The sequence below is a fragment of the Mycolicibacterium sp. 624 genome, assembly GCF_040548615.1.
Lineage (GTDB): Bacteria > Actinomycetota > Actinomycetes > Mycobacteriales > Mycobacteriaceae > Mycobacterium.
On sequence record NZ_JBEPRZ010000004.1, the window covers coordinates 491,485 to 516,295 of the forward strand.

General features: G+C 65.9%; 21 protein-coding genes. 8 read left to right on the forward strand and 13 right to left on the reverse strand.

Annotation, left to right across the window (positions count from 1 at the left end):
- Positions 1 to 129: 129 nt before the first annotated feature.
- Complete coding sequence (locus tag ABIA65_RS18895) at positions 130 to 267, reverse strand: YbdD/YjiX family protein (RefSeq protein WP_354524539.1); 138 nt, start codon at positions 265 to 267, stop codon at positions 130 to 132.
- On the reverse strand, positions 267 to 2,564 hold the full coding sequence (locus ABIA65_RS18900; protein ID WP_354524540.1) for a carbon starvation CstA family protein: 2,298 nt from the start codon (positions 2,562 to 2,564) through the stop codon (positions 267 to 269). The genes ABIA65_RS18895 and ABIA65_RS18900 overlap by 1 nt, the downstream gene beginning before the upstream one ends.
- 121 nt (positions 2,565 to 2,685) lie before the next feature.
- Here ABIA65_RS18900 and ABIA65_RS18905 point away from each other — a divergent pair, with 121 nt between their 5' ends.
- Both ABIA65_RS18905 and ABIA65_RS18910 read left to right on the forward strand, forming a co-directional pair.
- The gene (locus ABIA65_RS18905) at positions 2,686 to 3,498 is read left to right on the forward strand and encodes an alpha/beta fold hydrolase (protein WP_354524541.1); all 813 of its coding nucleotides are present in this window, start codon (positions 2,686 to 2,688) and stop codon (positions 3,496 to 3,498) included.
- 28 nt (positions 3,499 to 3,526) lie between these two features.
- On the forward strand, positions 3,527 to 4,345 hold the full coding sequence (locus ABIA65_RS18910) for a MerR family transcriptional regulator (RefSeq protein WP_354524542.1): 819 nt from the start codon (positions 3,527 to 3,529) through the stop codon (positions 4,343 to 4,345).
- Here ABIA65_RS18910 and ABIA65_RS18915 read toward each other — a convergent pair.
- Genes ABIA65_RS18915 through ABIA65_RS18925 form a run of 3 tightly spaced genes read right to left on the reverse strand, consistent with a single transcriptional unit; the run spans position 4,330 to position 7,694 of the window.
- Positions 4,330 to 5,874: an ATP-dependent DNA ligase gene (locus ABIA65_RS18915; protein ID WP_354524543.1), complete on the reverse strand. Its 1,545-nt coding sequence runs from the start codon at positions 5,872 to 5,874 to the stop codon at positions 4,330 to 4,332. The genes ABIA65_RS18910 and ABIA65_RS18915 overlap by 16 nt on opposite strands.
- 52 nt (positions 5,875 to 5,926) lie before the next feature.
- Positions 5,927 to 6,283, reverse strand: coding sequence for a GatB/YqeY domain-containing protein (locus ABIA65_RS18920; RefSeq protein ID WP_354524544.1), 357 nt, complete (start codon positions 6,281 to 6,283; stop codon positions 5,927 to 5,929).
- A gap of 37 nt (positions 6,284 to 6,320) precedes the next feature.
- Positions 6,321 to 7,694: a DUF1254 domain-containing protein gene (locus ABIA65_RS18925; protein ID WP_502919592.1), complete on the reverse strand. Its 1,374-nt coding sequence runs from the start codon at positions 7,692 to 7,694 to the stop codon at positions 6,321 to 6,323.
- A 232-nt stretch (positions 7,695 to 7,926) separates the two neighbouring features.
- On the opposite strand from ABIA65_RS18925, the gene ABIA65_RS18930 reads away from it, so the two are divergent.
- A complete protein-coding gene (locus ABIA65_RS18930; RefSeq protein ID WP_354524644.1) occupies positions 7,927 to 9,003 on the forward strand; it encodes an AraC family transcriptional regulator in 1,077 nt (358 codons plus the stop codon).
- Here the strand turns inward: ABIA65_RS18930 and ABIA65_RS18935 are convergent.
- The 3 genes from ABIA65_RS18935 to ABIA65_RS18945 are packed head-to-tail and all read right to left on the reverse strand — an operon-like array spanning position 8,917 to position 12,180.
- Complete coding sequence (locus tag ABIA65_RS18935) at positions 8,917 to 9,747, reverse strand: SDR family NAD(P)-dependent oxidoreductase (protein ID WP_354524545.1); 831 nt, start codon at positions 9,745 to 9,747, stop codon at positions 8,917 to 8,919. The genes ABIA65_RS18930 and ABIA65_RS18935 overlap by 87 nt on opposite strands.
- Positions 9,748 to 9,754: 7 nt before the next feature.
- Positions 9,755 to 10,693 (reverse strand): alpha/beta hydrolase fold domain-containing protein, encoded by a 939-nt coding sequence (locus tag ABIA65_RS18940; RefSeq protein WP_354524546.1) that lies wholly within the window; start codon positions 10,691 to 10,693, stop codon positions 9,755 to 9,757.
- Positions 10,690 to 12,180 (reverse strand): flavin-containing monooxygenase, encoded by a 1,491-nt coding sequence (locus ABIA65_RS18945; RefSeq protein WP_354524547.1) that lies wholly within the window; start codon positions 12,178 to 12,180, stop codon positions 10,690 to 10,692. Before ABIA65_RS18945 ends, ABIA65_RS18940 begins: the two co-directional genes overlap by 4 nt.
- Before the next feature lie 128 nt (positions 12,181 to 12,308).
- Between ABIA65_RS18945 and ABIA65_RS18950 the strand changes: the two genes are divergently transcribed.
- Positions 12,309 to 13,340 carry an AraC family transcriptional regulator gene (locus tag ABIA65_RS18950; protein ID WP_354524548.1) on the forward strand — a complete coding sequence of 344 codons (1,032 nt, stop codon included), beginning with the start codon at positions 12,309 to 12,311 and terminating at the stop codon, positions 13,338 to 13,340.
- Here the strand turns inward: ABIA65_RS18950 and ABIA65_RS18955 are convergent.
- From ABIA65_RS18955 to ABIA65_RS18965, 3 genes are all read right to left on the reverse strand, one after another.
- Positions 13,329 to 16,670 carry an NAD-glutamate dehydrogenase domain-containing protein gene (locus ABIA65_RS18955; RefSeq protein WP_354524549.1) on the reverse strand — a complete coding sequence of 1,114 codons (3,342 nt, stop codon included), beginning with the start codon at positions 16,668 to 16,670 and terminating at the stop codon, positions 13,329 to 13,331. The two genes, ABIA65_RS18950 and ABIA65_RS18955, sit on opposite strands and share 12 nt — an antisense overlap.
- 132 nt (positions 16,671 to 16,802) lie before the next feature.
- Positions 16,803 to 17,186 (reverse strand): hypothetical protein, encoded by a 384-nt coding sequence (locus ABIA65_RS18960; RefSeq protein WP_354524550.1) that lies wholly within the window; start codon positions 17,184 to 17,186, stop codon positions 16,803 to 16,805.
- A gap of 161 nt (positions 17,187 to 17,347) precedes the next feature.
- Positions 17,348 to 18,919 carry a molybdopterin-dependent oxidoreductase gene (locus ABIA65_RS18965; RefSeq protein WP_354524551.1) on the reverse strand — a complete coding sequence of 524 codons (1,572 nt, stop codon included), beginning with the start codon at positions 18,917 to 18,919 and terminating at the stop codon, positions 17,348 to 17,350.
- 97 nt (positions 18,920 to 19,016) lie between these two features.
- Here ABIA65_RS18965 and ABIA65_RS18970 point away from each other — a divergent pair, with 97 nt between their 5' ends.
- Together ABIA65_RS18970 and poxB are read left to right on the forward strand one after the other, a co-directional pair.
- Complete coding sequence (locus tag ABIA65_RS18970; RefSeq protein ID WP_241400025.1) at positions 19,017 to 19,784, forward strand: SDR family NAD(P)-dependent oxidoreductase; 768 nt, start codon at positions 19,017 to 19,019, stop codon at positions 19,782 to 19,784.
- 89 nt (positions 19,785 to 19,873) lie between these two features.
- Positions 19,874 to 21,610, forward strand: coding sequence for a ubiquinone-dependent pyruvate dehydrogenase (poxB, locus tag ABIA65_RS18975; protein WP_354524552.1), 1,737 nt, complete (start codon positions 19,874 to 19,876; stop codon positions 21,608 to 21,610).
- Between the two features lie 19 nt (positions 21,611 to 21,629).
- Here poxB and ABIA65_RS18980 read toward each other — a convergent pair whose 3' ends face one another.
- Positions 21,630 to 22,304 carry a winged helix-turn-helix transcriptional regulator gene (locus ABIA65_RS18980; protein ID WP_241400022.1) on the reverse strand — a complete coding sequence of 225 codons (675 nt, stop codon included), beginning with the start codon at positions 22,302 to 22,304 and terminating at the stop codon, positions 21,630 to 21,632.
- Positions 22,305 to 22,441: 137 nt separating this feature from the next.
- Here ABIA65_RS18980 and ABIA65_RS18985 point away from each other — a divergent pair, with 137 nt between their 5' ends.
- A complete protein-coding gene (locus ABIA65_RS18985) occupies positions 22,442 to 23,260 on the forward strand; it encodes a class I SAM-dependent methyltransferase (RefSeq protein WP_241400020.1) in 819 nt (272 codons plus the stop codon).
- Between the two features lie 15 nt (positions 23,261 to 23,275).
- Here the strand turns inward: ABIA65_RS18985 and ABIA65_RS18990 are convergent, their stop codons facing one another.
- Positions 23,276 to 23,662, reverse strand: a complete 387-nt coding sequence (locus ABIA65_RS18990; RefSeq protein WP_241400019.1) for a DUF2237 family protein — start codon at positions 23,660 to 23,662, stop codon at positions 23,276 to 23,278.
- A 91-nt stretch (positions 23,663 to 23,753) separates the two neighbouring features.
- On the opposite strand from ABIA65_RS18990, the gene ABIA65_RS18995 reads away from it, so the two are divergent.
- Positions 23,754 to 24,809: a phosphotransferase family protein gene (locus ABIA65_RS18995; protein WP_354524553.1), complete on the forward strand. Its 1,056-nt coding sequence runs from the start codon at positions 23,754 to 23,756 to the stop codon at positions 24,807 to 24,809.
- Positions 24,810 to 24,811 lie beyond the last annotated feature (2 nt).

Consider the following 24,811-nt stretch of genomic DNA (forward strand, 5'->3'; position numbering starts at 1 on the left):
CTTCGCCGCAGCCGGTGTCAACGGCAATGCCGTTGTGGTGCAGGGTCCTAGCGACGACCGCGGCAAGCGACACTTGGGGCGGGATCGCCCCCAAACCCGCGCTCTCGCGGGAGGGGGCAGAGCGGGTGTTCAGCAACAACCGCCCTGCGGGTTGGCCTCCGTCGCGTGGTGTCGCATGCGCCAGTAGTCCCGCTCCGAGAGAACCGGCTCGCCGGGACAGTTGCGTTCGCGGTGCTCGATGTAACGACGGTAGTGGTTGTCGCCCATCAATGAACTCCAGTACCAACTGACGTGACGCCCGATCTCGGCAAATCGTCCCACTGCCTCTGCACCTCCTTCTCGGTCGCGGTCGGGATCAGACCCGACGGGGCGAAGATCCGTGACGGTGTGGGTTCGTCCTCCGACAGCGTCACAGTGCGGCCGCGGATTGCCTTCAACGCGACGATGACACCGGCGACGAACACGATGCACACCAGAACGGCAAACACTATTGACAACGTGCCCTGAATGAATGTGTTGCGGATGACCGCGTCGAGCTGGCCCGCGTCCTTGGCCGCGCCGAAGGCGGTCTGGCCCGCGTCCCTTGCGTTGCGGTACTGGAAGTGCTGCGTCCAGTAGCCGACCTTCGGATCGCCGGAGAAGATCTTCTGCCACGACGCCGTCATCGTGACGACCAGATCCCACAGCAGTGGAACCCCGGGTATCCAGGCCCATTTCAGCAGGCCGCGTTTGATGATCACGACGGTGACGACCGTCAGAGCGATCGCGGCGAGCAACTGGTTGGCGATGCCGAACAACGGGAATAGCGTGTTGATGCCGCCGAGCGGATCGGTGACACCCATCAGCAGGATGCTGCCCCATGCGGCGACGACGATGACGCTGCAGCTCCATGCGCCGATCCGCCAGCTTGGGTTACGCAGCTTGCGAAGCGGCCCACCAAGATTGGCAAGACCGTCCGAGAGCATGAAGCGTGCCACGCGGGTGCCCGCGTCGACGGTGGTCAGGATGAACAGCGCCTCGAACATGATCGCGAAGTGGTACCAGAAGGCCTTGAGGCTCTCACCGCCGAAGACCTGGTGCAGAACCTCCGACATGCCGAAGGCCAGAGTCGGGGCGCCGCCGGTGCGCGACACGATCGACTCCTCGCCGACGCCCTCGGCCGCCGCGGTGATCTCGGCAGCGGTGATGTCGGGTCCGGACAGGCCGAGGCCGTTGACGTAGTCGGCGGCCGTCTGTGCGGTGGCGCCGGTGGCCGCGGTGGGCGCGTTCATCACGAAGAACAGGTGCTGGTTGAGGATCGCGGCGGTGATCAGTGCCATGATCGCGACGAACGACTCGGTGAGCATGCCGCCGTAGCCGATCAGCCGCATCTGGCTTTCCTTCTCGAGCAGCTTCGGGGTCGTGCCCGATGAGATCAGCGAGTGAAAGCCCGACAGCGCACCACAGGCGATGGTGATGAACAGGAATGGGAACAACGACCCGGCGAACACGGGGCCCGTGCCGCTCGCGGCGAATGACGAGACGGCCGGCGCCTCCATGATCGGGCGGGCCAGCACGATGCCGACCGCCAGCAGGGCAATGGTCCCCACCTTCATGAAGGTGGACAGATAGTCACGCGGTGCGAGCAGTAGCCACACAGGCAAGACCGATGCGGCGAGGCCGTAGATGATGATGCACCACGACAGCGTCACCTTGGAGAGCGTGAACCAGTCGGCACCCCAGGCGGTTTCGGCCACCCAGCCGCCGGAGACGACGGCCAGCAGAAGCAGGGCGACGCCGATCAGGGACACCTCGGAGACGCGGCCCGGCCGCAGGAATCGGAGATAGAGACCCATGAAGATCGCGATCGGGATGGTCATCGCGATCGAGAACACGCCCCAGGGGCTCTCGGCGAGCGCGTTGACGACGACCAACGCCAGAACCGCGAGCAGGATCACCATGATGACCAGCACGCCGACGATCGCCGCGACACCACCGATCGTGCCGAGTTCGTCCCGCGCCATCTGCCCGAGCGACCGACCACGTCGGCGCACCGATATCGACAGCACCAGGTAGTCCTGCACGCATCCGGCGACCACAGCGCCGACGATGATCCAGATGGTGCCGGGTAGGTAGCCCATTTGCATGGCCAGAACCGGTCCGACGAGCGGCCCGGCGCCGGCGATGGCGGCGAAGTGATGCCCGAACAGCACCCGCCGGTCGGTCGGCATGTAATCCGTGGCATTCTCGAAAGTCTCTGCGGGCGTGGCTATGTCATCGCGCGGCTTGACGATCTTCATCTCGATCAGGCGCGCATAGAACCGGAACCCGATGACGTAGGTGCAGATCGCCGCGACGACGAACCAGACGGCACTGACGGTTTCACCACGGAAGAACGCGATGATCGCCCACGCGACGGCGCCGAGCAGGGCGATCGCGGCGAAGACGATCCTGTGTTTGGTGGTGATGGGTGACCGGTCGATGATCGCCACCGGTGGCAGGTCTGGGTCGGTGCGAACATAGGTGATGTCGCCGACGGTCTCCTCGGATCGCTCAAACGAGGTGGGGGCTGGAGATGAAGCCATGCGCCGATCCTGTCACCGCGAGCAGCCGCGTTGGCGAAAACACGCCCTTTCGCTCAGTGCTGGCTGCTCTTCGCGGCTGGGGTTGACCCTGACGCAGGGTCAACCTTCCAGCATGGTTGGCATGACGACGAACGCTCATCAATTCACGGTCCGTCACGACGGTGTGACGATCCCTGTGACTCGCGGAGGCCAAGGGCGACCGCTGGTTCTGTGCCCCGGGCTGGCCTCCACCCAGGCCGATCTGCACGAGCTGATCGAGCTGCTGCGGCGTGACCACGACGTGATGACCTTCGACCTGCGCGGCCATGGGAATTCCTCAGCTGCCGACCGGTACACCGTCGAGGCGTTCCTCGGCGATCTCGTCGCTGTGATGGCGGAGGTGGGACGCCTCGGTCTGCCGTCGGCCCCCGTCCTCGTTGGCCACTCCCTGGGCGCGGACCTGATCGTGCAATACGCCGCCGAGTATCCCGACACCTTCGCCGAACTCGTACTCATCGACGGGGCGAATCCCGTGCCCGCGCGGTTCATCACCGAGGCCGACCTGCCGGGGTTTCGCGCACTGTGGGAGAGCATGGCGAGGGAACAGGAGGCCATTATGGGCACCCCGCGTCAGATCTTGCTCACAGCGCAGGAAATCCTCGATCTCAATCTCGAGCTGGATGAGATGCGGTCCGGAATCCTCGACCGGTACCGCACGATCAACCCTCCGATCCACATGATCGTGTCGGTGTCGATGGCAGGCCACAACGCCGAAGGGCGTGTACCGCGGCACAATCGGCTCTGGCGTGCAGGCATCGAGCGGCTCGTCCGCGAGCAGCCCCACATCTCGACGTCGTGGCTCGACGCCACTCACGCACTTGTCGTCACCCACGCCCCGGAGATTGCCCGAATTATCCGGAGTACACGAATTCCTGACGGCCAGGCGGCCTTTTGAAAGCCTCTAGGTCGAGGACACTGGTCGGATGCTGACCATCGGTGAGCTGGCGTCACTCGCCGGAGCGACGGTGCGCGCCGTGCGGCACTATCACGCCAAGGGGCTGCTACCGGAGCCGGAGCGCGACCACGCCGGCTATCGCAGGTACGACGCCGAGACCGTGGTCGAGCTGATCAAGATCCGGACACTCGCCGAAGCCGGGGTCCCGCTAGCGCGCGTGCGAGAGCTGTTGGATGCCGACGAGGAGGAGTTCTCCGCGGCGGCCACAGACATCGACGGGCGGCTCCGCGCGGAGATCCGTCAGCGGCAGCGACACCGCCGCCAGATCGCCTGCCTCGCTGCTGGGGACAACGTGGCGTTGCCGCCGGAGGTAGTCGAGTTTCTCGACCACTTGCGGGCGCTCGGGGTCGACGAGCGGATCGTCCAGGTCGAACGCGACGGCTGGATCCCGCTTGTGGCGCGCACACCCGAGCGAGCTCGGGAGCTGATGGCACGCAAGCGAGAGCAAATAACCCACCCCCAGCTCATCGACTTCTACCTCACCATGAGCCAGACCCTCGACCGTGCCGACGACGACCCAATGCTGAACGAGCTGGTCGACAAGATGGCGATCTACCTCACACAGTTGGCCGACGAACAGGGCGAGGACTACGTCAGCGGCGGCATCGAGCCATCGCTGGTCGATCTGCTCGACACCCTGGCGTTCGATGCCGCGCCGCAGGCCCGCCGACTGATCGAGCTGTTGACCAAGCGAGGCTGGACGGGTTGGACCAAGCTCGAGCGCGTAGATCCGGGACGGGATGGGGCAGAACTCGAGGCGACCGACCGGTGTCAGTCGCGTTCGTAGATGGCGCGCACCGTGTCGACGGTGTCCGCCTCGGCGGCCGCCTTATCGTCGCGGTACCGGACCACGCGAGCGAAACGCAGCGCCATTCCCGCTGGGTAACGGGTCGATCCCTGCACGCCGTCGATGGCGATCTCGACGACCTGCTCCGGGCGCACCGTCACCACATACCCGTCGGTTGGGCCGATGGCGAGATCGGTGAATCGGGTGGTCTGCCAGGCCAGCATCTCGTCGGTCATGCCCTTGAAGGTTTTGCCCAGCATCACGAAACCGCCTGTGGCCGGATCCCGGGCGCCGAGGTGGATATTGGACAACTTGCCGGTCCGGCGCCCTGAGCCCCACTCCACGGCGAGCACCACCAGATCGAGGGTGTGCACGGGCTTGACCTTGAGCCAGCCTGCGCCGCGGCGCCCGGCCTCGTACGGTGCGGTGGGCGACTTCGCCATCACACCCTCGTGACCGGCGGCCAGGGTGCGCTCGGAGAAGGCGACGGCCTCGTCGGCCGATGACGTGACCAGGCGGTCCACCCTGGCGTCCGGTCCGACCACCGAGTCCAGGGCCGCGAGGCGGTCGACGGCGGGTTCGTCTAGCAGGTCGACGCCGTCGAGGTGCAGCACGTCGAAGTAGAACACCGACAGTGGCTGAGCGGCCCTCGCGGCGGCCACATCGGCGGTGCGACCGAACCGGGACGCCGTCACCTGGAAGCGCTGCGGCCGCCCGTCGGGGCGTAGTGCGATCGCCTCACCGTCGGCGATCATGCTTCGCACCGGCAGTGCGAGTGTCGCCTCGACCACCTCGGGCAGACGGTCGGTCACGTCGTCGAGGCTGCGGGTGTAGATGGACACCCTGTCGCCGTCACGATGGATCTGCACGCGGGCGCCATCGAGCTTCGCCTCGAACATCGCCGTGCCGCCGAGACGTTCGAGTGCATCGGCGACGCCGGTGGAGGTCTGGGCCAGCATCGGGCCGACCGGTCGGCCCACCTGCAGCGTGAACCGGCCCAGCGCATCCGCGCCCTCGGTGAGAACCGCCGCGGCCACGGCAGTCAGGTCGCCACCGAGCATCGCCGCCCGTCGGACCGCGGGCGCCGGCGCACCGGCCGCCTTGGCGACCGCGTCGGCCATCACTCCCACCAGCGCACCCTGGCGCAGTTCGCCACTGAGCAGGCGGCGCAGGAATGTCTGTTCAACCTCGGTCGCTGCGTCGAACAACGCCGTCACCAATTCCGCGCGCCGGGACTGCGACCCCTTACCTGCGACGGCCCCGATATCGCTGAACGCAGCATTAACACCCCGCACCGTCAGCGTCGCGGCGTCGGCAGGCTGGGGGAGTGAACGCAGTGCGGCCCATCCCACGCCGATCTGGCGCTGCGGCAGTTCACCTGACAGCCACGCCACGATGACCGCGACCATCGCCGGATCTCCGGCTGCGGCGGCGCCGGTCAGAAGGTCGGCGATCCGGCTGATCTTGGCCGAGCGCGCCGACACCGACCCGACGTCGGCTGAGGCCGCCGCGACGTCCTGCAGTAACACGGCGTGAGGTAACACCCGTCCAGCGTGGCACGGACGTCCGACATCGCCGGCGTCAACCGAGAAGGTCGCTCAGCACCGCCGCCTCGGCACGTACCGTCCCGGCACGTTCGTCGGCGCCGTTCGCGGTCAGTTGTGCGGCGGCAGCCCGTCGTTCGTCGATCTCGGCGGTCAGCAGCGCGCGAATCTCGGTGTCGGAAAGCACCCGGCGCGCCACCTCGGCCGCACCAGGCCCGACCGCACTCTCGGCTAGGGCCCCGGCGGAGGGGACAGGGCCGTCCGGGGTCTCGGCGTTGTCGATGGCGCTGAGTGCACTGCGCAGCGCCGACACGCGAACCGCGTCGCGCTCCTTTCGGGCGGTGAGCAGGTTTGCGCGCAGGGCATCGCGCCATTGCGTGGCGGGCTCGGTCATGAGCCCAGGTTAGGTGGCGGGCGGCTTGATCTGCGCGTCACACCTTCTCTGGTTTGGGTGTCTGCCAGGTGCCGTTCAGCGCGGCTTCCTCGGGCCAGTACAACCGTTCGACGACCCGGAAAGGACCCTCCGGCGCGGGCAGCCAATTGGATTCCTTGTCCGGACCGGGCGATGCGTTCTGAATGTAGATGGTGTAGCCGCCGTCGGGATCTTGTTTGAGGCTCGGCAGCATCGGAGAGTTGATCAGGTACCGATTGATCGGGTTGGCGACCAGCAGGCTTTGCGGCATCCGATACATGGTCAGCGACCAGAATGAGCGCACCGGCGGCAGCTGTCCCGGGGCGAACCGGAAGGTGTAGCTGTTGGCCCCGTCCAGCGGTGCCCCGGTCGCATCGGCGTCGAAGATCGGGTACATCGCTTCGGCTTTGGTGTTGCCGTAGATGCCGTTGACAGCGCCCGACATCCGGTAGAGGTAGTTGTCGCCGAGAATCTCCCGGTTGCCGAACAGGTCGCCCGAGCTGACGGTGCCGTCGTTGATCTTCGTCTGCAGCCCATCGAAGCCCTTCCAGGCGTCGGTGATCGCCCCCTGGAACGCGTCGCGCTGTTGCGGGCTCAGTTTCTCGACGTTGAAATCGCCGTCCGAGCCGATCCCGATGGAGGCGAACTTGGCGCGCAAATCCTTCTCCGAATCCAGCACCGGCACGTACTTCAGGACGAAGTTGAGTTCTTCGAAGAACTTCGGGGAACTCTTCTGCTCGTCGACACTCAGCGGCGTGACGAAGTCGACCTTCGGCGCGGCGGCCGGCGGCTGCTCGCCCAGGAACGCCGACAGTGGCTGCACGGTGTAACCGGCCTGGATGGCCTTGACGTTGTCGATGTCGTCGGGGGCGAACAACTGCGTCCGGTAGGCGGCGAACGCGAAATCGGTGTCGGACTTGATGACCTCGGCGATGCCTGCGGGTTTCTCGCCGCGCCAGCTCGGCCCGGCGAGCAGGTATTTGCCGCCGCCGTTGCCGGTGGTGCGGCTACCGGCGTAGGCGAAGTTGTAGGTGTAGGCGTCGATGAACTGAACGGAGAAGTAGCGGCTCGCCTCGATGGGCGGGATGGTGAGCACTAGTGGCTCGGTCCGCAAGTCGGCGCCGACGAAGGAGTAGGGCGTGTCGGAGTTGGGTGTCTGGATGGCGGTGTCTGCAGGTGTGGCGACCCGGGCGAGATTGTGGATCTGGTTCCAATCGCCCTTGTAGTTCGGATCCTGCTGGTCGACGAAGTAGGAGTACTGAACCCGATAGTTGTCGACCATCGGATACCCGTAGATGTAAGCCTGTTTCGCGATCTCGCGGACCTGTTCCACGCTCATCTCGCCCTCCGCGCCGCGATCGGCCGACTCCTCATTGCTGCCGCATGCCGTCATCGTCGCCGACAATGCCACCGCGAGAACAACACTCGACCAGCGCCTCCACGAACCGTGAATGCTCAACCACGTACCCCTTCATCTGGACCGCGTGGGTGTACCGCACGGCGCGCCGATCAACACCGGCTCGTCCCCGTGTCACAGTCGGCGGTGAACAGGGTCCCGACCATCTTTGCGGCACACCCCTGCCGCCGTCTTGACATTTCTGGACATCTTCTTGACCGTGGTGGACATGCTGCTGATCCGGGGTTCGTCGCTGACAGGTTTTTCGCCCCTGGTGACCGCGCATGGCGGCGACCCCGAAGCTCTTCTGGAGCTGGCCAGGATCGACCCAGGCGATGTCGGGCAGCGCGATCGGTTCGTCTCGCTGCGCAACGCGATTGCCGCGGTCGAGGACGCGGCCGCGGTGCTCAACGTGACCGACTTCGGCCGCCAACTCGCGTTGCGACAGAGCATCGACATCCTCGGCCCGGTCGGGGTCGCGGCCCGCACCGCCGCCACCGTCGCCGACGCCTTCGTGATCGTGGACAACTACATGAGCGCCTACAGCCCCGGTATCGCCACGCGCATCAGCGAGCATCAGGATCCCGCCCTGGGCCGGTTCGAATTTGATTTCCTACTCAATCCGCCGCCCCCGCAGGCCCAGGCCATCGAACTGGCTCTCGGAGTCACGCTGCGCGTGCTGCACCTGTATCTGGGAACCACCTACCGGCCGGTGGCCGTGCACCTGCCTCACCCCGCGTTGGGTGCCAAGATCGACTACCGCCGCTACTTCGGCTGCCCACCGCACTTCAACGAGCCAACCGCCGGATTCAGCGTGCGCGTCACCGATCTGCAACGGCCGCTCAGCCACGACGTGCTCGCCCACCAAGTCGCCCTGAACTACCTGTCCAGCACCAAGGGCCAGCACAGCCGTGGACTGGCCGACACCCTGCGCAGCGTCATCCGCCAACTGCTGCCCACCGGAAACCTCACCGCGGACCTGGCCGCCCGCCAGTTCGGCCTACACCCCAAAACACTGCAACGGCGACTGGCCGCCGAGAACACCACCTTCGCCGAACTCGTTGACCAGAGCCGCCGCGACACCGCGCAACGCCTGCTGCTCACCACCGACCTCAGCCTGCACCAGATATGCGCTCAACTCGGCTACTCCGAACAGAGCGTGCTCACCCGATCCTGCAAGCGCTGGTTCAACACCACCCCCACCGCCTTCCGCAACGCGTTACTTGGCCCAGGGGAAGAAGGTCGACACACCCGCGGCGACCACCCGCTGATACCAGGAGCCCAGGATTCGGGCGAGTATGTCTAGGGCCTTGGCCTCCCACCCGATCACGACGCGGGCGTGTCCCTTGGCGACTCCACTAACGATCGTCCTCGCTGCCATCTCCGGGGAGTGCCACGCCAGCCGGGTGTCGAAGAACTCGGCGAAGCTCTGTTGGTCCTCGCCGTGAGCGACAGTTGCGTTGCGGCCAACCGCGGTCTTGATGCCCCCTGGATGCACACAGGTCACCTTCACCGGGTGTTTGGCGATGAGCATCTCCTGGCGAAGTGCCTCGGTGAATCCCCGCACCGCGAACTTGGCGGCGTTATAGGCACTCTGTCCGGGAACCGCGATCAGGCCGAATAGGCTCGAAATGTTGACGATGTTCCCGTCGCCGGATGCGATCACATGCGGCAGAAAGGCTTTGGTTCCGTTGACGACACCCCAGAAGTCGACGTCCATGACGCGCTCGATGTCCTTGAAATCGGACTTGTCCACATTGCCGTTGTACGCAATGCCGGCGTTGTTGTAGATCTGATTGACGGCGCCGAAGTGCCCGACGACATCATCTGCGTAGGCGAGCACAGCCTCTCGTTCGGTGACGTCGAGCCGGTCCGACTTCACCTGCGCGCCGCGCTGCCGCGCCAGGCGCACCGTCTCGGCGAGCCCCTCGGTGTCGATGTCGGACAGGGCGAGTCGTACGCTCCTGTCGGCGAGGTTGAGTGCCAGTGCCCTGCCGATACCGGAGCCAGCTCCGGTGATCACGGCGACTCTTCCTTCAAACGAGCTCATTGCGGGTTCAGCCTTTCGTTGGTGGGTGATTCGACGCGTGCTCGGCGGGCATCGGCAGGTGGCTGCGCAGTTTCACTCCGAGGTCAGCGATCGCGTCTCGGGCTTCGGGAAGAATGCTGACCTGGAGGTGAAAGTCATGCCAGAGGTTGTCGAAGCGACGATGATCGATACTTGCTGACCCGGTTGCAGTACAGGATGTCTCGATCTTGTCGGCATCGACGTGAATGGGATCGTCACCAGCGGACTGCATGACGATCGGGGGCAATCCGCGCATGTCGCCGGACGCCGGAGATATGCCGGGCAACTCGGGGTCGAAGGCACCCACGTACTGCGGCGCCCACTCGGCGCACATCGACGGCAGAATCAGGGGATCGCGTGCCATCGGCCGCCGACGGTCCATGTCGAGGGCGAGATCGGCCCAGGGGCAGATGAGGCCAAGTGCGGCCGGTCCTGGTATCCCCCGGTCGCGCAGTGCCATGGCGAGCGCGAGGGTAAGGCCACCGCCGGCCGAGTCACCGGCGATCACGGTGGTTCTCGGGTCGAGTCCGTCCGCAAGCAGCTGGGAGTAGACCGCAACCATCTCATCGAGGGCAAGGGGATACTGCGCCTCCGGTACCCGCGTGTAGTCGGGAACCACTGCGGTGAAGCCTGCCGCCGAAGCCAGGTGGGCGGCAAGCGCGCGGTAGCCCTTCGCACTGCCAAGCGCATAACCTCCGCCGTGCAGGTAGATCAGCGTCCCATGGGTTGCGTGGTCCGCCGGTTGCACCTGCTCCACGGGAACGCCGGCGATCGTGACCCGCTGATAGCGCGTGCCCTTGGGGTCTCGCACCGCGGCCGTCACCATCGCCAACATGAAGCGCCGGCCACCCACGCCCAGATAGCGGCTGACGAACAGTGGTCGCGCGCAACGGAGAACGAAGCGCACAGCGTTCTTGCCCGGTGTCATGTGGCGCTGGAGACAGCGGCCGGGTTCGCGGCGGGAGTGCGGAGCAGCAGTGCGCCGTCCTCAACCGGATCCTCGACCAGCATCTTGGCGTCGTACTCGTACCGCATGAGGACTCTCCACGGATGATCGGCACCCTGACGTGGTAGGACGGCGTCGCCGCGCCTGACATAGCCCGATTGCATCTGATCCATGATTCCGACGTCCAGCCCGCAATCCTTGTCATCACGTGGAGTCGCGACCGCGTAACCGTTCGCGTCCATGTGCTTGAGCAGACGGCACAGGTAGGCAGACGCGATGTCGGACTTCAAGGTCCACGACGCGTTGGTGTAGCCGAGAATCACCGCCAGATTGGGAATGTTCTCCACCAGCACGCCCTTGTACATCATCTGGTCATGCAGTGCGCGCTCCTCGCCATCCACGGAAAGGGTCATACCACCCAGCATCTGCATGCTCAGTCCGGTTGCCGTGACGATGATGTCGGCGGCGAGTTCCCGTCCTGACGCCAGCAGGATCCCGCTCTCGGTGAAGGTGTCGATCTGATCGGTGACCACCGAGGCCTCACCCGAGGACAGCGTCTTGAACAGATCGCCGTTCGGCACCATGCACAGACGTTCGTCCCACGGCAGGTAACTCGGCGTGAAATTGCTCATGCTGACCGACGGCCCGAGGCGACGCCGCACGTCCCACAGCAGAAGCCTGCGCATCAACTGCGGCCAGCGCCGGCACGCCCGGTAGACCCCGCGCTGCAGGGCGATGTTCCGCCGTCTCCCGAACGCGTACACCCAGCCGTCCGGAAGGAATCGGCCAAGGGCCTCGGAGATTTTGTCCACCGCGGGTAACGAGATGACGTAGGACGGTGAACGCTGCAGCATAGTCACATGCCTGGCATCGCCCGCCATGGCAGGTAGGAGAGTGATAGCCGTTGCACCGCTTCCGATGACGACGACCCGCTTGCCCGCATAGTCCAGGTCTTCCGGCCAGAACTGCGGGTGAATGCACCGGCCCTGAAACCGGTCAACGCCGGGGAAGGCTGGCAGATACCCCGCGTCATAGTTGTAGTAACCCGTGCAGTTGATGAGGTAATTGCACCTGTAGGTGCGTGTCTCACCAGTTGCCTCATGAAGCGTCGTCACGGTCCAGCGACCGTTGAGGGTGGACCAGTCCGCCTTGACGACCTTCAGCCCATAGTGGATCTTCTCGTCAACACCGAACTGCGCTGCGGTATCGAGGAGGTACTGCCGGATCGATGCGCCATCGGCGAGCACCTTCACATCCCGCCACGGACGGAACTTGTAGCCGAAGGTGTACATGTCGGAATCGGACCGGACGCCGGGATATCGAAACAGATCCCAGGTGCCGCCCATCCGGTCTCGGCGTTCCAGGACCGCGATGGACCGGTTCGGAAGCTCGTCCATCACGTGACAGGCCATCCCGATACCGGACAGACCGGCACCGATGATCAAGACATCGAAGTGTTGTGAGTTCATGGAATCTCCACAGTTCGTGGCCGCAACCGCCTTTGGACGGTCCATCCAGAATGGGTGAAGGAGCCCCGGGAGTATTGATGACGTGCGACAGTTTGTTGACATTTCCCGACACCTAGAGAGTCGACCAGATGGGCAGCCTGATCCGGGCCACCACGCTGTGGGGTTATGCCGAGCTGGTGTCGCAACTCGGCGGAGACCCGGAACTGTTCGCGACGCGCTTCGGAATCCCGCGGGGTATCGAGAACGAGGAGGACGCGTTCATCTCCGTCGACGCCTATGCGCAAATGCTGGAGGCGAGCGCCGAGGACCTTCGGTGCCCGGACTTCGGATTACGCCTCGCCCACTGGCAGGGCCTGGACATATTCGGTCCGGTCGCGGTGATCGCACGCAACGCACAGACGATGCTGACCGGGTTGGAGATGATCGGACGCTACCTGTACGTCCATTCTCCGGCATTGAAGCTGACCATCGGCCCCGCAGCCGCACAAGCCGACGTGAGGTTCACCTACGAGGTGACCGAACCAGGCCTCGATTACCCGATTCAAGGCTATGAGCTCAGCATGGCAATCGTCGCTCGCATCATTCGCATGCTGGGTGGCCCAGACGCACAGGCCAGCGCCGTGTGCTTCATGCATCCTCAACAGGGCACGGACACCGCCTACCGACTAGCGCTGACGTGTCCGGTCCACTTCCAGCAGAGCTGGTGTGGGTTCGAGATCACTCGATCGCTGGCCGACCGGCCGATCGAGAGCGCGGATCCTGAGACCAGACGAATTGCCGCGAAATATCTTGACTCCAACTACCTTCCGCGTAGTACGGCACTGTCGGAGCGAGTGACTGAACTGGTCCGCCGGCTGCTCCCCACCGGCCAGTGCAGCGTCGACACTGTCGCAGGCCAACTCGCGATGCATCCCCGGTCGTTGCAACGACGCCTAGCCGATGAGGGGGTGCGGTGCCAGGACCTGATCGACACGCAACGTCGCGCACTTGCCGCGGCGTACCTTGCCGAACCGGAGTTGCCCTTCAGCCAGATCGCGGGACTGCTCGGCTACGCCGAACAGAGCGTGTTGAATCGCTCCTGCCGGCGCTGGTTCGGCATGACGCCAAAGCAGTACCGAGCAGACGTCAGCACGCACCGCAGGCCCGGGCTATCCCGGTGACGCTGTGAGCCTGCGGATCTGGGCGGTCGCGACGGACAGCGCGGCAAGGTCGGGAATCCCGGAATTCAGGAGTTCCTGCAAGGTCGCCCGTGCTCGGGCGAGCCGTGGCCGGTTGAACTGCTCCCATTCCTCGATACCGTCGGCCACGCCAGGAGAATCCGCCACGAACGCGACGACGTCGGTGGCCAGGGTCCGCAGGGCCCGGTAGAGGTCCTCGCGCAGCGCCAGTCTCGACAGCGCGTGCCAGCGGCGTCCACGCGGAAGCGCGGAGACGGCGATGAGAAGCCGGTCGATACCGAGATGATCGGACAGCGCGAAGTAGGTGTGCGCCAGCATGGCGAGATCGCCGTCGTGGGCATCGGCGACCTCGACGATATCGAGGAGGCTGAAGACGTACAGTGCCTCGCTGATGCGTTGTGCGATCGATGCGTCGACACCCTGCTCGACGAGGCGGTCGTAGGCGTTATCGAGCGCCGCCTTCTCGCCGCCACGCAACATGGACCCGACCTGGCCACTCAGCGAGCCCAGCGGTTCCGCGAACCGGGCCACCTCGGCGCCGATGGCCAGTGGTTGTGGCCGGTTGAGCAGCAACCAGCGCGAGGCGCGGTCGAGGAGCCGGCGGCTCTCGATGATGAGGGCGTTGGTTGTCGCCGCCGAAATGGGCGAATCGTAGATTGCGGTCCACAGTTCGTCGAGGTTGAAGACGCGCGACGCGATGGTGTGGGCGCGGACGATATCGGCTGTCGTGGCGCCTATCTCGTCTGCGAGACGGAACGCGTACGTGATACCCGACGTCCCGACAACCCTGTTCACGAGCGCGGTGGCGACGATCTCACGACGCAGTGGGTGCCCATTGATCGTGCTGCCGAGCCGATCCTGAAGCGTCGAGGGAAAGTAGCCCTCGAGGACGTCGGAGTAGGCAGTGTCGTCAAACTGCTCGTCGGCGATCAGGTCGGCCTTGAGATCGAGCTTGACGTGGGCCATCAGGGTCGCCAGCTGCGGTGTCGTCAGCCCGCTGGCGTTCTTCGAGAGTTCGCCATACTGCTTCTTGCTGGGCAGGTGTTCGCGCTCGCGGTGCAGTCCCCGGCGTTCCTCGAGCGATGTGGTCATTCGGGCGTGGACGTCGACCATTGGTGCCGCGTTGAAACGGGAGTCGCTCAGCAACCGGTTGTGCGCGCGGTTGTTGGCCAGAACGAGTTCGCGTACTTCGTCGGTCATCTCGGCGAGAAGAGCACCGCGGTCGGTGGAGGAGAGATCGCTCGTTGCCGGCGCACAATCCAGCAGGATCTTGATGTTGACCTCGTGGTCAGAGCAGTCGACACCGGCAGCGTTGTCGATGGCGTCGGAGTTGATCAGGCCGCCGTTGCGGGAGAAGTCGATTCGCGCCTGCGGCGAGATGCCGAGGTTCCCACCTTCGGCGATGACCCTCGCCCTGACGTCCGACGCGTCGATGCGGACCGCGTCGTTCACCTTGTCGCCGACATCGGTGTGTTGTTCGGTGCTGGATTTGACGTAGGTGCCGACTCCGCCGTTCCACAACAAATCGACCGGTGCCGACAGCACGTAGCGGATGAGTTGTGTCGGCGTCAGCTGGTCAGACCCGTCGGCGATGCCCAGCGCGGCACGCATCTGAGCGGACACGGGAATGCGCTTCGCGGAGCGCGGCCAGACTCCGCCGCCAGCGCTCAACAGGGATCGGTCGTAATCGGCCCAGGAAGACCGGGGCAGATCGAAGAGGCGGCGTCGCTCCTGGTAGGCCGTCTCGGCCACCGGAGTCGGGTCGATGAATATGTGGCGATGGTCGAAAGCGCCAACGAGTTTGATGCCGTTGCGCAACAGCATGCCGTTGCCGAACACATCACCGCTCATATCCCCGATGCCGACCACGGTGAATTCATCTGTACCGGTGTCGATTCCGAGTTCGCGCAGGTGGCTGTCCGCGCTAACCCATGCGCCGCGAGCGGTGATTCCCATCGCCTTGTGGTCGTATCCCGCAGATCCTCCGGATGCGAACGCGTCGCCCAGCCAGTAGTTGCGCTCCAGCGCGATGCTGTTGGCGGTATCGGAGAACGTGGCCGTGCCCTTATCGGCGGCCACCACCAGATAGGGATCCGCGCCGTCATAGCAGACGATGTCCGCCGGCGAATGCGGTGCTGTCGCGGAGGCGGGGACGTTGTCGGCCATGTCTAGCAGGCCGGCGATGAACTGCCGGTAGCAGGCGACGGTGTGCGCGCGAACGGTTTCGGGGTCCGCTGCGACGCCTCCGATCGATGTGGGTGCACGCTTGACGACGAAGGCGCCCTTCGCCCCGGCTGGAACGATCACGGCGTTCTTCACCGCCTGTGCCTTGGCCAGGCCGAGTACCTCTGTCCGGTAGTCGTCCAAGCGCTCCGACCAGCGCAACCCGCCGCGGGCCACTAGGCCGAATCGCAAGTGGACGCCCTCCACCGTGGGTGAGCACACGAAGATCTCCGAAACAGGCCGTGGCTCGGGAAGTTCGGCGACGTCCTGCGCACGGATCTTGTGCGCCAGATAGGGCATGTCCGCACTCAGGGCCCGGGGAGCGAAGCTGTTCGTTCGCACCGTGGCGGTGACGACGCCCCGGAAGGCCTGCAGTATCCGATCTGCGTCGATCGTGACGACCTGGTCGATCTGCTCATTGAGTGCGGTTTGGGCAGACTCCACGGCCGCGATCCGGCGCGGATGGTCAGCGGGTTCACCCGGTGAACCGAAACGGGCCTCGAAGAGGTCGACGGTGGCGCGCGCTGCCCCGGGATGATCCAGGAGTACCCGCTCGATGCGGTTCTGGCCGTATGGCAACTGTGTCTGGCGCAGGTAGCAGCTGTAGCTTCGCAACACGCTGACCTGCTGCCAGGTCAACCCTGCGCTGACGACCAGTGTGTTCAAGGCGTCGACGTCGGCCAACCCATCCCACAGGGCGTGGAAGGTGTCGTGGATGTGCTGATCGGCGTCAGAGCCCTCACGCGCGATCGCCACGGCTGCGTCAGCGCCCGCTTGCAGCACGAAATCGTAGATGTAGCCCGGTGTTCCATCGGGTTGGATCAGCTCTGTGGTGTGCTCGTTGAGCGTCTCCAGATCCATGCTCTGCAGGGCGGGCAGTACCCGGCGCAGCGGCACCGCCTCGTTGGCGTAGAGGCTGAAGAGCAGCTGGCTGCTGCCATCATCGGACCGGATGATATCGACGGCAATGCCGCCGGCCGTGAGCGCCGCGAAACGGCCGGAGTCCACGGGCGAGGCGGCACCCGGGCGGTGGTGCGCATGTCCTCCCGGGAGTTGGCGTTGAAACATGCTGGCGCTGTGGGTATTCAAGACAGAGTCATCCTTAGGTGCGGCCCGATGTGTGTCCATCGTCTCGTTCCAGGACGGCTCTGGGCCGGATCACAGTGTCACGCGATCACGGCCAATGCGGACACTGTGTAACGGGCTCGTGCGGCCAGCCAGCTACGCCAGCGCATATATTGCGAGCGCTGTGAAGTCGATGCTCAGCGCGCCGAACGAGCTGAACATCGCGGCCTGTCGGGGAACCGAGTTGAGCCCTCGACCCTCAAAGGCTAGCGGAAGGAACAGCAGTGGGTTGATCACGGCGCCATATGCCAGCAGGCCTGTGATCCAGCCGGGCCGATCGGACACCACGAAGTCGACGGCGATGATCGTGACACTCGTGAGAATGAAGTCGATGTGCATCTGCAGGACCGGACGGATCTGCGTGATGCCGATCCTCCTCATGAACGCGGGTCTGCGGTGATTGAGTTCGAGCAGCCAGCCCGACCACGCGGCGACCGCGAGCATGACCAACGCGATCGAGGACAGGAACGGGATGTTCAACGTCGCGCTGCCTCGTCGATGAAGCGGGCGGAGTCCTTGCGGCGGCGGTCCACCGTGACGTCGAATACATCGGGTCGGGCGTAGTGGCCGGTGGGGTCGAACAGCAGCCGTTCCCTCCTGACCGCCGCTGTCGACGTCTGGCGCGCACTGGGCTTAGCGCACTACTCCACTGCGAATGACACGGTGTGCCAACCCGATGCACCGTCGGGCACAACGTCGGCAGGCTGGGAGGTCTGTACCGCACCGGTGCCGTCGGTGGCTCGGACACTTATCTCGTGGGGCCCCGGCGCATCCGCCTGCCAGCGGAAGCTCCACAGTCGCCAGGTCTGATTCGAGTAGGCCTCGCCCAACTCCGCGTTCTGCCACTGGCCCTGTCCGTCCGGGCCGTCGACGCGTACCTCCACTGCGCGCACGCCGCGGTTCTGCGCCCACGCAACACCGCCGAACGTCACCGGGCCGCGGGCCACGTCCTGCCCGCTGCGGGGGACGTCGATGCGCGACTGCGTCTTGATGGGGCCACGTTCGGACCATCCGAGCTTGGTCCAATACGCCTGCGCGAGGTTGAATTTGGTGACCTCGAGGTCGACGACCCACTTGGTCGCCGACACGTACCCGTAAAGGCCGGGCACCACGAGGCGCGCCGGGTAGCCGTGCTCGGTGGGCAGCGGAGCGTCGTTCATGCCGATGGCCAACAATGAGTCGCGGGCATCTGTCAGCGCCTCGACGGGTGTTCCTGCGGTGAATCCGTCGATCGACGTGGACAGCACCATGTCCGCGTCCGTGTGAACACCGGCCCGCGCCAACAGGTCCCGGACGCGGTAACCCGTCCACTTCGCGGTCGAGATGAGGTCACCACCCACCGGATTGGACACACAGGTCAGTGTCGCCACCTTGTCGATGACCTCGAACTGATCGAGGTCTTCGAACTCGAGAGTGACCTCGCGGTCGACCATGCCGTGGATTCTGAGCTTCCAGTCGGGTCTGCTGAGCTGAGGTACCGACAGTGCGGTGTCGATTCGGTAGAAGTCGGCGTTGGGTGTGATGAAGGGTGGCAGGTCGACGCCGACGGGCTGCACGGCGGCGGGTACGGCGGGTGCGGGCACGGCCGGCTTGGGCAGCGCGAATGCATTGCGGTCACCGGCGACCGACGAACGCGCGCGAGTGAGCACCGCACCCAGGACGCCGGTCAGGGTTCCAGCGGCCAGGAAGCCGAGCGTCACCAGCGACAACCGTCGCCCTGGGTCGGGTGCGGCGCCGAACTCGCCGTCGCGCGGGCCGGGCTCGGCAGGTTTGCCGTCGCTGAACCTGCCCGATACGAGCAGGCGCAGGACCGCGATGCCGCACACCGTGCCGATCACTGTGGGCAGCACGGCGATGGGTGTCGCCCCGGCCCGCGACAGCACCGCGGCGCATCCGGCGACACCCCCTAGCGCGATGGTGATGCTGCCCAACGGCACTCGTCGCGTCTCGAGCTTGGCGGTGATCCCGGCGAGCACCGCGATGGTGATCAGGATCAACACCATCAGCATCAGCTTGTCGGCGGTGCCGAACGTCTGGATCGCCCATTCCTTGACGGGTCCGGGTGTGAGATCGATGACGGCCGACCCGACGGCCGTACGCGAGTCGGCCTCCGGACCCACCAGTGCAGCAGTCAGCGCGGTGACGCCCAGTGCGACCGCGGCGGCGGCGACACCGGCCAGCGCCCGCGGGCGAGCAAATGCCCGATCGGCCATGTGAGCCAAGGTACCCAATCGGTGACCCGTGGGCCTTACCGTAAGGTGACCATGCCAGTCGCATTACAAACTGACCACTTTTTGGAAAGGTAGCTAGATGGAGATATCCGGGAAGAAGGCCATCGTCGTCGGTGGGGCATCGGGCTTTGGCAAGGCCACCGCCGAGGCGCTCGCCCAGCGTGGCGCGAGCGTGGCGATCCTGGATCGTCCACAGTCGAACGGCAAGGAGGTGGCCGCCGCGATCGGTGGCACCTTCCATGAGGTCGACGTGACGGACTTCGACGGCACCGAGCAGGTGCTCGCCGACGCCGTCGACGAACTCGGTGCCCTGCACATCATCGTGACCACCGCGGGCGGCGGCATCGGCGAGCGCACCATCAAGAAGGACGGGCCGCACAGCCTGGAGTCGTTCCGTCAGTCGATTGACCTCAACCTCGTCGGCACCTTCAACATCAGCCGGCTCGCGGCGTTCCACATGAGCAAGCAGGAACCCGTCGACGACGACGCCGAAGAGCGCGGCGTCATCATCAACACGGCGTCCATCGCGGCATTTGAGGGCCAGATCGGTCAGGTCGCCTACACCGCGTCCAAGGCGGGTATCGCGGGCATGTGCCTGACGATGGCGCGCGACCTCGGCAGCCTGGGCATCCGGGTGCTGGCCATCGCCCCGAGCCTTTTCGCCACCGGCCTGACCCAGGGCATCCCCGATGAGTTCGCCTCCGCGTTGACCAAGGATGCGGCCTTCCCGAAGCGGCTCGGCAAGCCCGAGGAGTACGCCAAGCTTGCGGTCGCGATCGTCGACAACCCGATGCTCAACGGCCAGTGCCTGCGTCTGGATGCGGGCCAGCGCTTCGCCCCCAAGTAGACCCTCGCCCCAAGTAATGTGACTTCGGCGCGCTTTCGATCGCTCAGCGAACGAAAGCGCGCCGAAATCGCAGGGGAAGGGGTGCCTCGATGGCAACCGTTGCGGCCAAGGTCATCGCCGCCTTGCACAACAGCGGTGTGCGCCGCGTCTACGGACTGCCGGGGGACAGCCTCAACGGCTTCACCGACGCGATCCGCCGTTCCGGAGACGTCACGTGGGAACACGTCCGGCACGAGGAGACGGCGGCGTTCGCCGCGGCGGCCGACGCCGCACTGACGGGAGGCCTGGCCGTCTGCGCAGGTAGCTGCGGACCTGGCAATCTGCACCTCATCAACGGGCTGTTCGACGCGCAGCGCAGCCGCGTGCCCGTGCTGGCCATCGCAGCGCACATCCCGAGAAACGAAATCGGCTCGGACTACTTCCAGGAAACGCACCCGCAGGACCTTTTCCGCGAGTGCAGCGTCTACTGCGAGCTGGTCAGCACGCCGGAGATGGCGCCGCGGATCATCGAGATGGCCATGCGCGCCGCCGTCGAGGAGAACGGTGTCGCCGTCGTCGTCATCCCCGGCGAGATATTCCTGGCCCCGGCGCCGGACTCCCATTGGCTGACTCGCGCGATAGTGCCGACGAGCTCGGTGACCCGGCCGGATGACGACTCGCTGCGCCGCGCCGCCGACATCCTGAACTCAGCGCAGAACGTCACGATCCTCGGTGGAGCGGGTGTGGCCGGCGCCCACGACGCGTTGATCCGAATCGCGGGCACGCTCAACGCGCCGGTCGTGCATGCATTGCGAGGCAAGGAGTTCGTGGAGTACGACAATCCGTTCGACGTCGGCATGACGGGTCTGCTCGGGTTCTCGTCTGGTTACAAGGCAATCAAGGAGGCCGACACCCTCCTGATGCTCGGCACGGACTTCCCGTATCAGCAGTTCTATCCCGACCAGGCGCGCGTGATCCAGGTCGACACGAGGGGGCGCCATCTCGGTCGGCGCACCCCCATCGACCTCGGACTGGTCGGCACGGTCGCCGACACGCTGGAGGCGCTGCAGCCGCTGCTGGTGCAGAAGTCCACCCGTGAGCACCTCGACCGCTCGCTGCGGCACTACCGCAAGACCCGTCAGAACCTGGACGCACTCGCGGTCAATGACCGGGACAAGGCCCCGATCCGACCGGAATACGTTGCGGGACTGGTGGATCGGCTGGCCTCCGACGATGCGGTGTTCACCGTCGATGTCGGATCGCCCGTCGTCTGGGCGGCGCGCTATCTCTCCATGAACGGAAAGCGGCGTCTGGTCGGATCCTTCAACCACGGCACCATGGCGTGCGCGCTGCCCCACGCGATCGGCGCGCAGACGGCGTTCCCCGGACGGCAGATCGTGGCGCTGGCAGGCGACGGTGGACTGACCATGCTGTTCGGTGAACTCATCACCCTCATCCAGAACCGGCTGCCGGTGAAGCTCGTCGTGTTCAACAACTCGTCATTGAACTTCGTCGAGCTGGAGATGAAGGCCGCGGGAATCGTCAACTTCGGCACTGATCTGGTCAACCCGGACTTCGCTGCGGTCGCCCGCTCGATGGGTCTTTTCGGCCGTCGGGTCGAGCATCCCGGTGAACTCGAGGCCGCGATGAGCGAGGCGTTTGCGCACGACGGTCCCGCCATCGTGGACGTGGTGACCGCCCGCCAGGAACTCTCCATCCCGCCTGCCATCACCGCCGAGCAGGCGAAGGGGTTCTCGCTGTACGCGATTCGGACCATCCTGGCCGGGCGCGCGGATGAGCTGCTCGACCTGGTCTCGACCAATGTGGCGCGCCGGTTGCTGGACTGACCCCGGCAGCCGCCGACAGCTAGGCGGGTCGCGGTACCGCGGCCTTGGCGCCCTGGCCGATCCACGCGGGGATCGCGCGCCGGACGTCGGCCGGCCCCGAGACGGAGACGCTGCCGTCGAGCAGAGCTTGCGGCCAGCCGACGTCACCGCGCCAGATGCGAGTCAGCGTGCGAAGACTCGTTGCGACCGTGGCCGTCACGTCATAGCCCGGGTCGAAGTCGCACACATCGGTGTCGCCCTCGGCGACCACCAGCCACCACCGTGACGCCTTCGGTGTGACGCCGTCGAATTGGAACGCGATGGTGGTGCGTGACCGGGGCCATGCGTCGATCGGGACAGACCGGTGAATGTCCCACATCAGCAGGTGCGGGTCGAGGTCCTCCTCACCTAGTTGGCCGATCCAGCGCGTGCCCCAGGTGCCCAGCGCGTCCACCACCTCGCCGAGTTCGAGGCCGCACTGCGTCAGTGCGTACGCGGTCCGCCCGTCGACCTCGGTGCGCTCCACCACCCCGGCCCTGGTCAGCGACTTCAGCCGCTTCGACAGCAGGGCAGGCGACATCTTGGGCAGCCCGCGTCGCAGGTCGTTGAAATGCCTGCTTCCGAGCAGAAGCTCGCGCACGACGAGGATTGTCCATCGCTCGTCGAGCAGCTCCATCGCCTTCGACACCGGGCAGAACTGGCCGTATCCGGACACGTTCATCACCTCCGAGAACATCGGCGTACAGATATGGAACCAGCACCGCTACAGATTTGGTACTAGATCGCCACATCGATCGGCGCGACCCTTGCGTATGGAGGGAAGCGGGAATCGAAGGACGAAGGGGGTCAAACATGTCCGCACCTGTTGACGATCGGGCGCTGGAGGCCAAACACCGCGCCATCTGGGCGACGGGGGACTATCCGAAGCTCGCCGCCGAACTGGTCTCGCCGCTGGGGCCCATCCTGGTCGAGGCCTGCGGTATCGGTCCGGATGATCGGGTACTCGATGTCGCCGCCGGTACCGGTAACGCGTCGATACCGGCGGCTGCGATGGGTGCCAGCGTCGTCGCCAGCGACCTGGTGTCCGACCTGCTGGCGCACGGCCGGACGCTGGCGCAAGAGCGTGGCCTGGAGTTGGAGTGGCGGGAGGCCAACGCCGAGGCGCTGCCGTTCGGCGACGGCGAGTTCGACGTCGTGATGTCGTGCATCGGTGTGATGTTCGCACCGCACCACCAGGCCGCCGCCGACGAACTGGTGCGCGTGTGCCGGCCGGGCGGGACGGTGGGATTGCTCAGCTGGACGCCTCAGGGGCACATCGGCCAGCTCTTCGCGGCGATGAAGCCCCATGTCCCGCCACCGCCGCCGGGTGTCTCGCCGCCACCGCTGTGGGGCGATGAGGAGCACGTGCGAGAACTGCTGGGGGACAGGGTAACCGACGTCGAGGTGACGCGCGGTGAGCTTATGGTCACCGCGTTCGCCGACGGGGCGGAGTTCCGGGACTACTTCAAAGCGGTGTACGGACCGACCATCACGGCCTACCGGGCCATCGGCGACGACCCGCAACGTGTCGCGGCGCTCGACGCCGATATCGCCGCCCTCGGAGACCGGACGCGCAACGGTACGTCGACGATGCCGTGGGAGTACCTGTTGGTGACCGCCCACCGACGCTGACGGCGGGTCAGGCGATCAGAGGCCGCCCAGATCGTCGGGTACGTCGACGGCATGTTGTTGGAGTATCTCGAGCGGCACCACGTCGATCGCGCGTTCGTGCGTGGCGGCCAGGACCACCGGGGCGGCATAGCCGTCGGCATGCGCCCGTAGCCAGTTCACCGCGGTGACGCACCACCGGTCGCCGGGGTTCAGCCCGGGGAATCGGTACTCGGGTCGCGGCGTCGACAGGTCGTTGCCGATGGAGCGCTGGTGGGCCAGGAACTCCGTGGTGACGACGGCGCAGATGGTGTGGCTGCCGGCATCCTCGGGGCCCGTGGAGCAGCAGCCGTCGCGGTAGAAGCCGGTGAGCGGGTCGGTACCGCAGGGCTGCAGTGGTTCGCCCAGGACGTTGCGGTCAGCCATCGGTTCAGTATCACAGAGCCCGCGCTGCGCCCTGTGATGACTTCCGTCGAACCGGCCACCTGCGCGGCGCGCTACCGCGACGATGTCAGCCATGGCCGATGAAGCGCTACCGACGCTCACCGACGACGACCGAATCGCATTGCAGGGCTGGGTGCGCGCAACCGGCCTCGGATCCCGCGTCACCGATGTGGCGCCGCTGGCAGGCGGAACCCAGAACATCGTGGTGCGGCTACGGATCGATGACCGTCCGATGGTGCTGCGCCGGCCACCGCTGCACCCCCGTCCGACGAGCGACAAGACGATGCTGCGCGAGATCGCCGTCCTGCGCACGCTCGCCGGAACGTCGGTGCCGCATCCGGGATTCATCGCCGGCTGTGAGGACCTCGACGTCCTGGGCGTGGTGTTCTACCTCATGGAGGAGGTGGACGGGTTCAACCCGGGCAACGAGATGGCACCGGCCTACGAGGACCCGCGGATGCGCCACGACGTCGGGCTGGCGTACGCCGCCAGCCTCGCCGAGTTGGGCAACGTGGCCTGGGCGGGCAGCCCCCTCGCCGCAATCCGCCGTCCGGGATCGTTTCTGGCGCGCCAGGTTCCGCAGTTTCTCGGGCTGCTGGAGAGCTACCGCCACGAATCGTATGACCCGGCGTCACTGCCCGCGGTGACCGAGCTGGCGGATTGGCTGGAGAGCAACCGGCCCGATGATGGCGAGCCCGGCATCATGCACGGCGACGCCCACCTCAACAACGTGCTGCTGCACCGGGAGCGACCCGAGCTGGCCGCGTTCATCGACTGGGAGATGTGCACCATCGGAGATCCGCTGCTCGATCTCGGCTGGATGATGGTGTGCTGGCCCACCGAGCCCGACACCATCAACGCGGGCTCGCAACTGTCGGCGCTGGGTGGGCTTGCTGATCGGAGCGAACTACTCGCCGCCTACACGGCCGCGGGCGGCCGTCCCACGTCACGCCTGGACTGGTACGAGGCGCTGGCGTGCTTCAAACTCGGCATCGTCATCGAGGGCACCTGGTCGCGCTATCTGGCCGGGCGGGCGAGTCGGGACGCGGGGGAGCGGCTGCACACCTCGGCGGCCTCGCTCATCGATTTGGGTATCGCGGTGGCCAAGGGCGACAACCCGTTCGCCTGACC

What these genes read in the sequence shown, in the direction of transcription:
- ABIA65_RS18895 (WP_354524539.1), bottom strand. Translation starts at nt 267, where the DNA reads ATGGGCGACAACCACTACCGTCGTTACATCGAGCACCGCGAACGCAAC.
- ABIA65_RS18900 (WP_354524540.1), bottom strand. Translation starts at nt 2,564, where the DNA reads ATGGCTTCATCTCCAGCCCCCACCTCGTTTGAGCGATCCGAGGAGACC.
- ABIA65_RS18905 (WP_354524541.1), top strand. Translation starts at nt 2,686, where the DNA reads ATGACGACGAACGCTCATCAATTCACGGTCCGTCACGACGGTGTGACG.
- ABIA65_RS18910 (WP_354524542.1), top strand. Translation starts at nt 3,527, where the DNA reads ATGCTGACCATCGGTGAGCTGGCGTCACTCGCCGGAGCGACGGTGCGC.
- ABIA65_RS18920 (WP_354524544.1), bottom strand. Translation starts at nt 6,283, where the DNA reads ATGACCGAGCCCGCCACGCAATGGCGCGATGCCCTGCGCGCAAACCTG.
- ABIA65_RS18925 (WP_502919592.1), bottom strand. Translation starts at nt 7,694, where the DNA reads ATGACGGCATGCGGCAGCAATGAGGAGTCGGCCGATCGCGGCGCGGAG.
- ABIA65_RS18930 (WP_354524644.1), top strand. Translation starts at nt 7,927, where the DNA reads ATGCTGCTGATCCGGGGTTCGTCGCTGACAGGTTTTTCGCCCCTGGTG.
- ABIA65_RS18935 (WP_354524545.1), bottom strand. Translation starts at nt 9,747, where the DNA reads ATGAGCTCGTTTGAAGGAAGAGTCGCCGTGATCACCGGAGCTGGCTCC.
- ABIA65_RS18940 (WP_354524546.1), bottom strand. Translation starts at nt 10,693, where the DNA reads ATGACACCGGGCAAGAACGCTGTGCGCTTCGTTCTCCGTTGCGCGCGA.
- ABIA65_RS18945 (WP_354524547.1), bottom strand. Translation starts at nt 12,180, where the DNA reads ATGAACTCACAACACTTCGATGTCTTGATCATCGGTGCCGGTCTGTCC.
- ABIA65_RS18950 (WP_354524548.1), top strand. Translation starts at nt 12,309, where the DNA reads ATGGGCAGCCTGATCCGGGCCACCACGCTGTGGGGTTATGCCGAGCTG.
- ABIA65_RS18965 (WP_354524551.1), bottom strand. Translation starts at nt 18,919, where the DNA reads ATGGCCGATCGGGCATTTGCTCGCCCGCGGGCGCTGGCCGGTGTCGCC.
- ABIA65_RS18970 (WP_241400025.1), top strand. Translation starts at nt 19,017, where the DNA reads ATGGAGATATCCGGGAAGAAGGCCATCGTCGTCGGTGGGGCATCGGGC.
- poxB (WP_354524552.1), top strand. Translation starts at nt 19,874, where the DNA reads ATGGCAACCGTTGCGGCCAAGGTCATCGCCGCCTTGCACAACAGCGGT.
- ABIA65_RS18985 (WP_241400020.1), top strand. Translation starts at nt 22,442, where the DNA reads ATGTCCGCACCTGTTGACGATCGGGCGCTGGAGGCCAAACACCGCGCC.
- ABIA65_RS18990 (WP_241400019.1), bottom strand. Translation starts at nt 23,662, where the DNA reads ATGGCTGACCGCAACGTCCTGGGCGAACCACTGCAGCCCTGCGGTACC.
- ABIA65_RS18995 (WP_354524553.1), top strand. Translation starts at nt 23,754, where the DNA reads ATGGCCGATGAAGCGCTACCGACGCTCACCGACGACGACCGAATCGCA.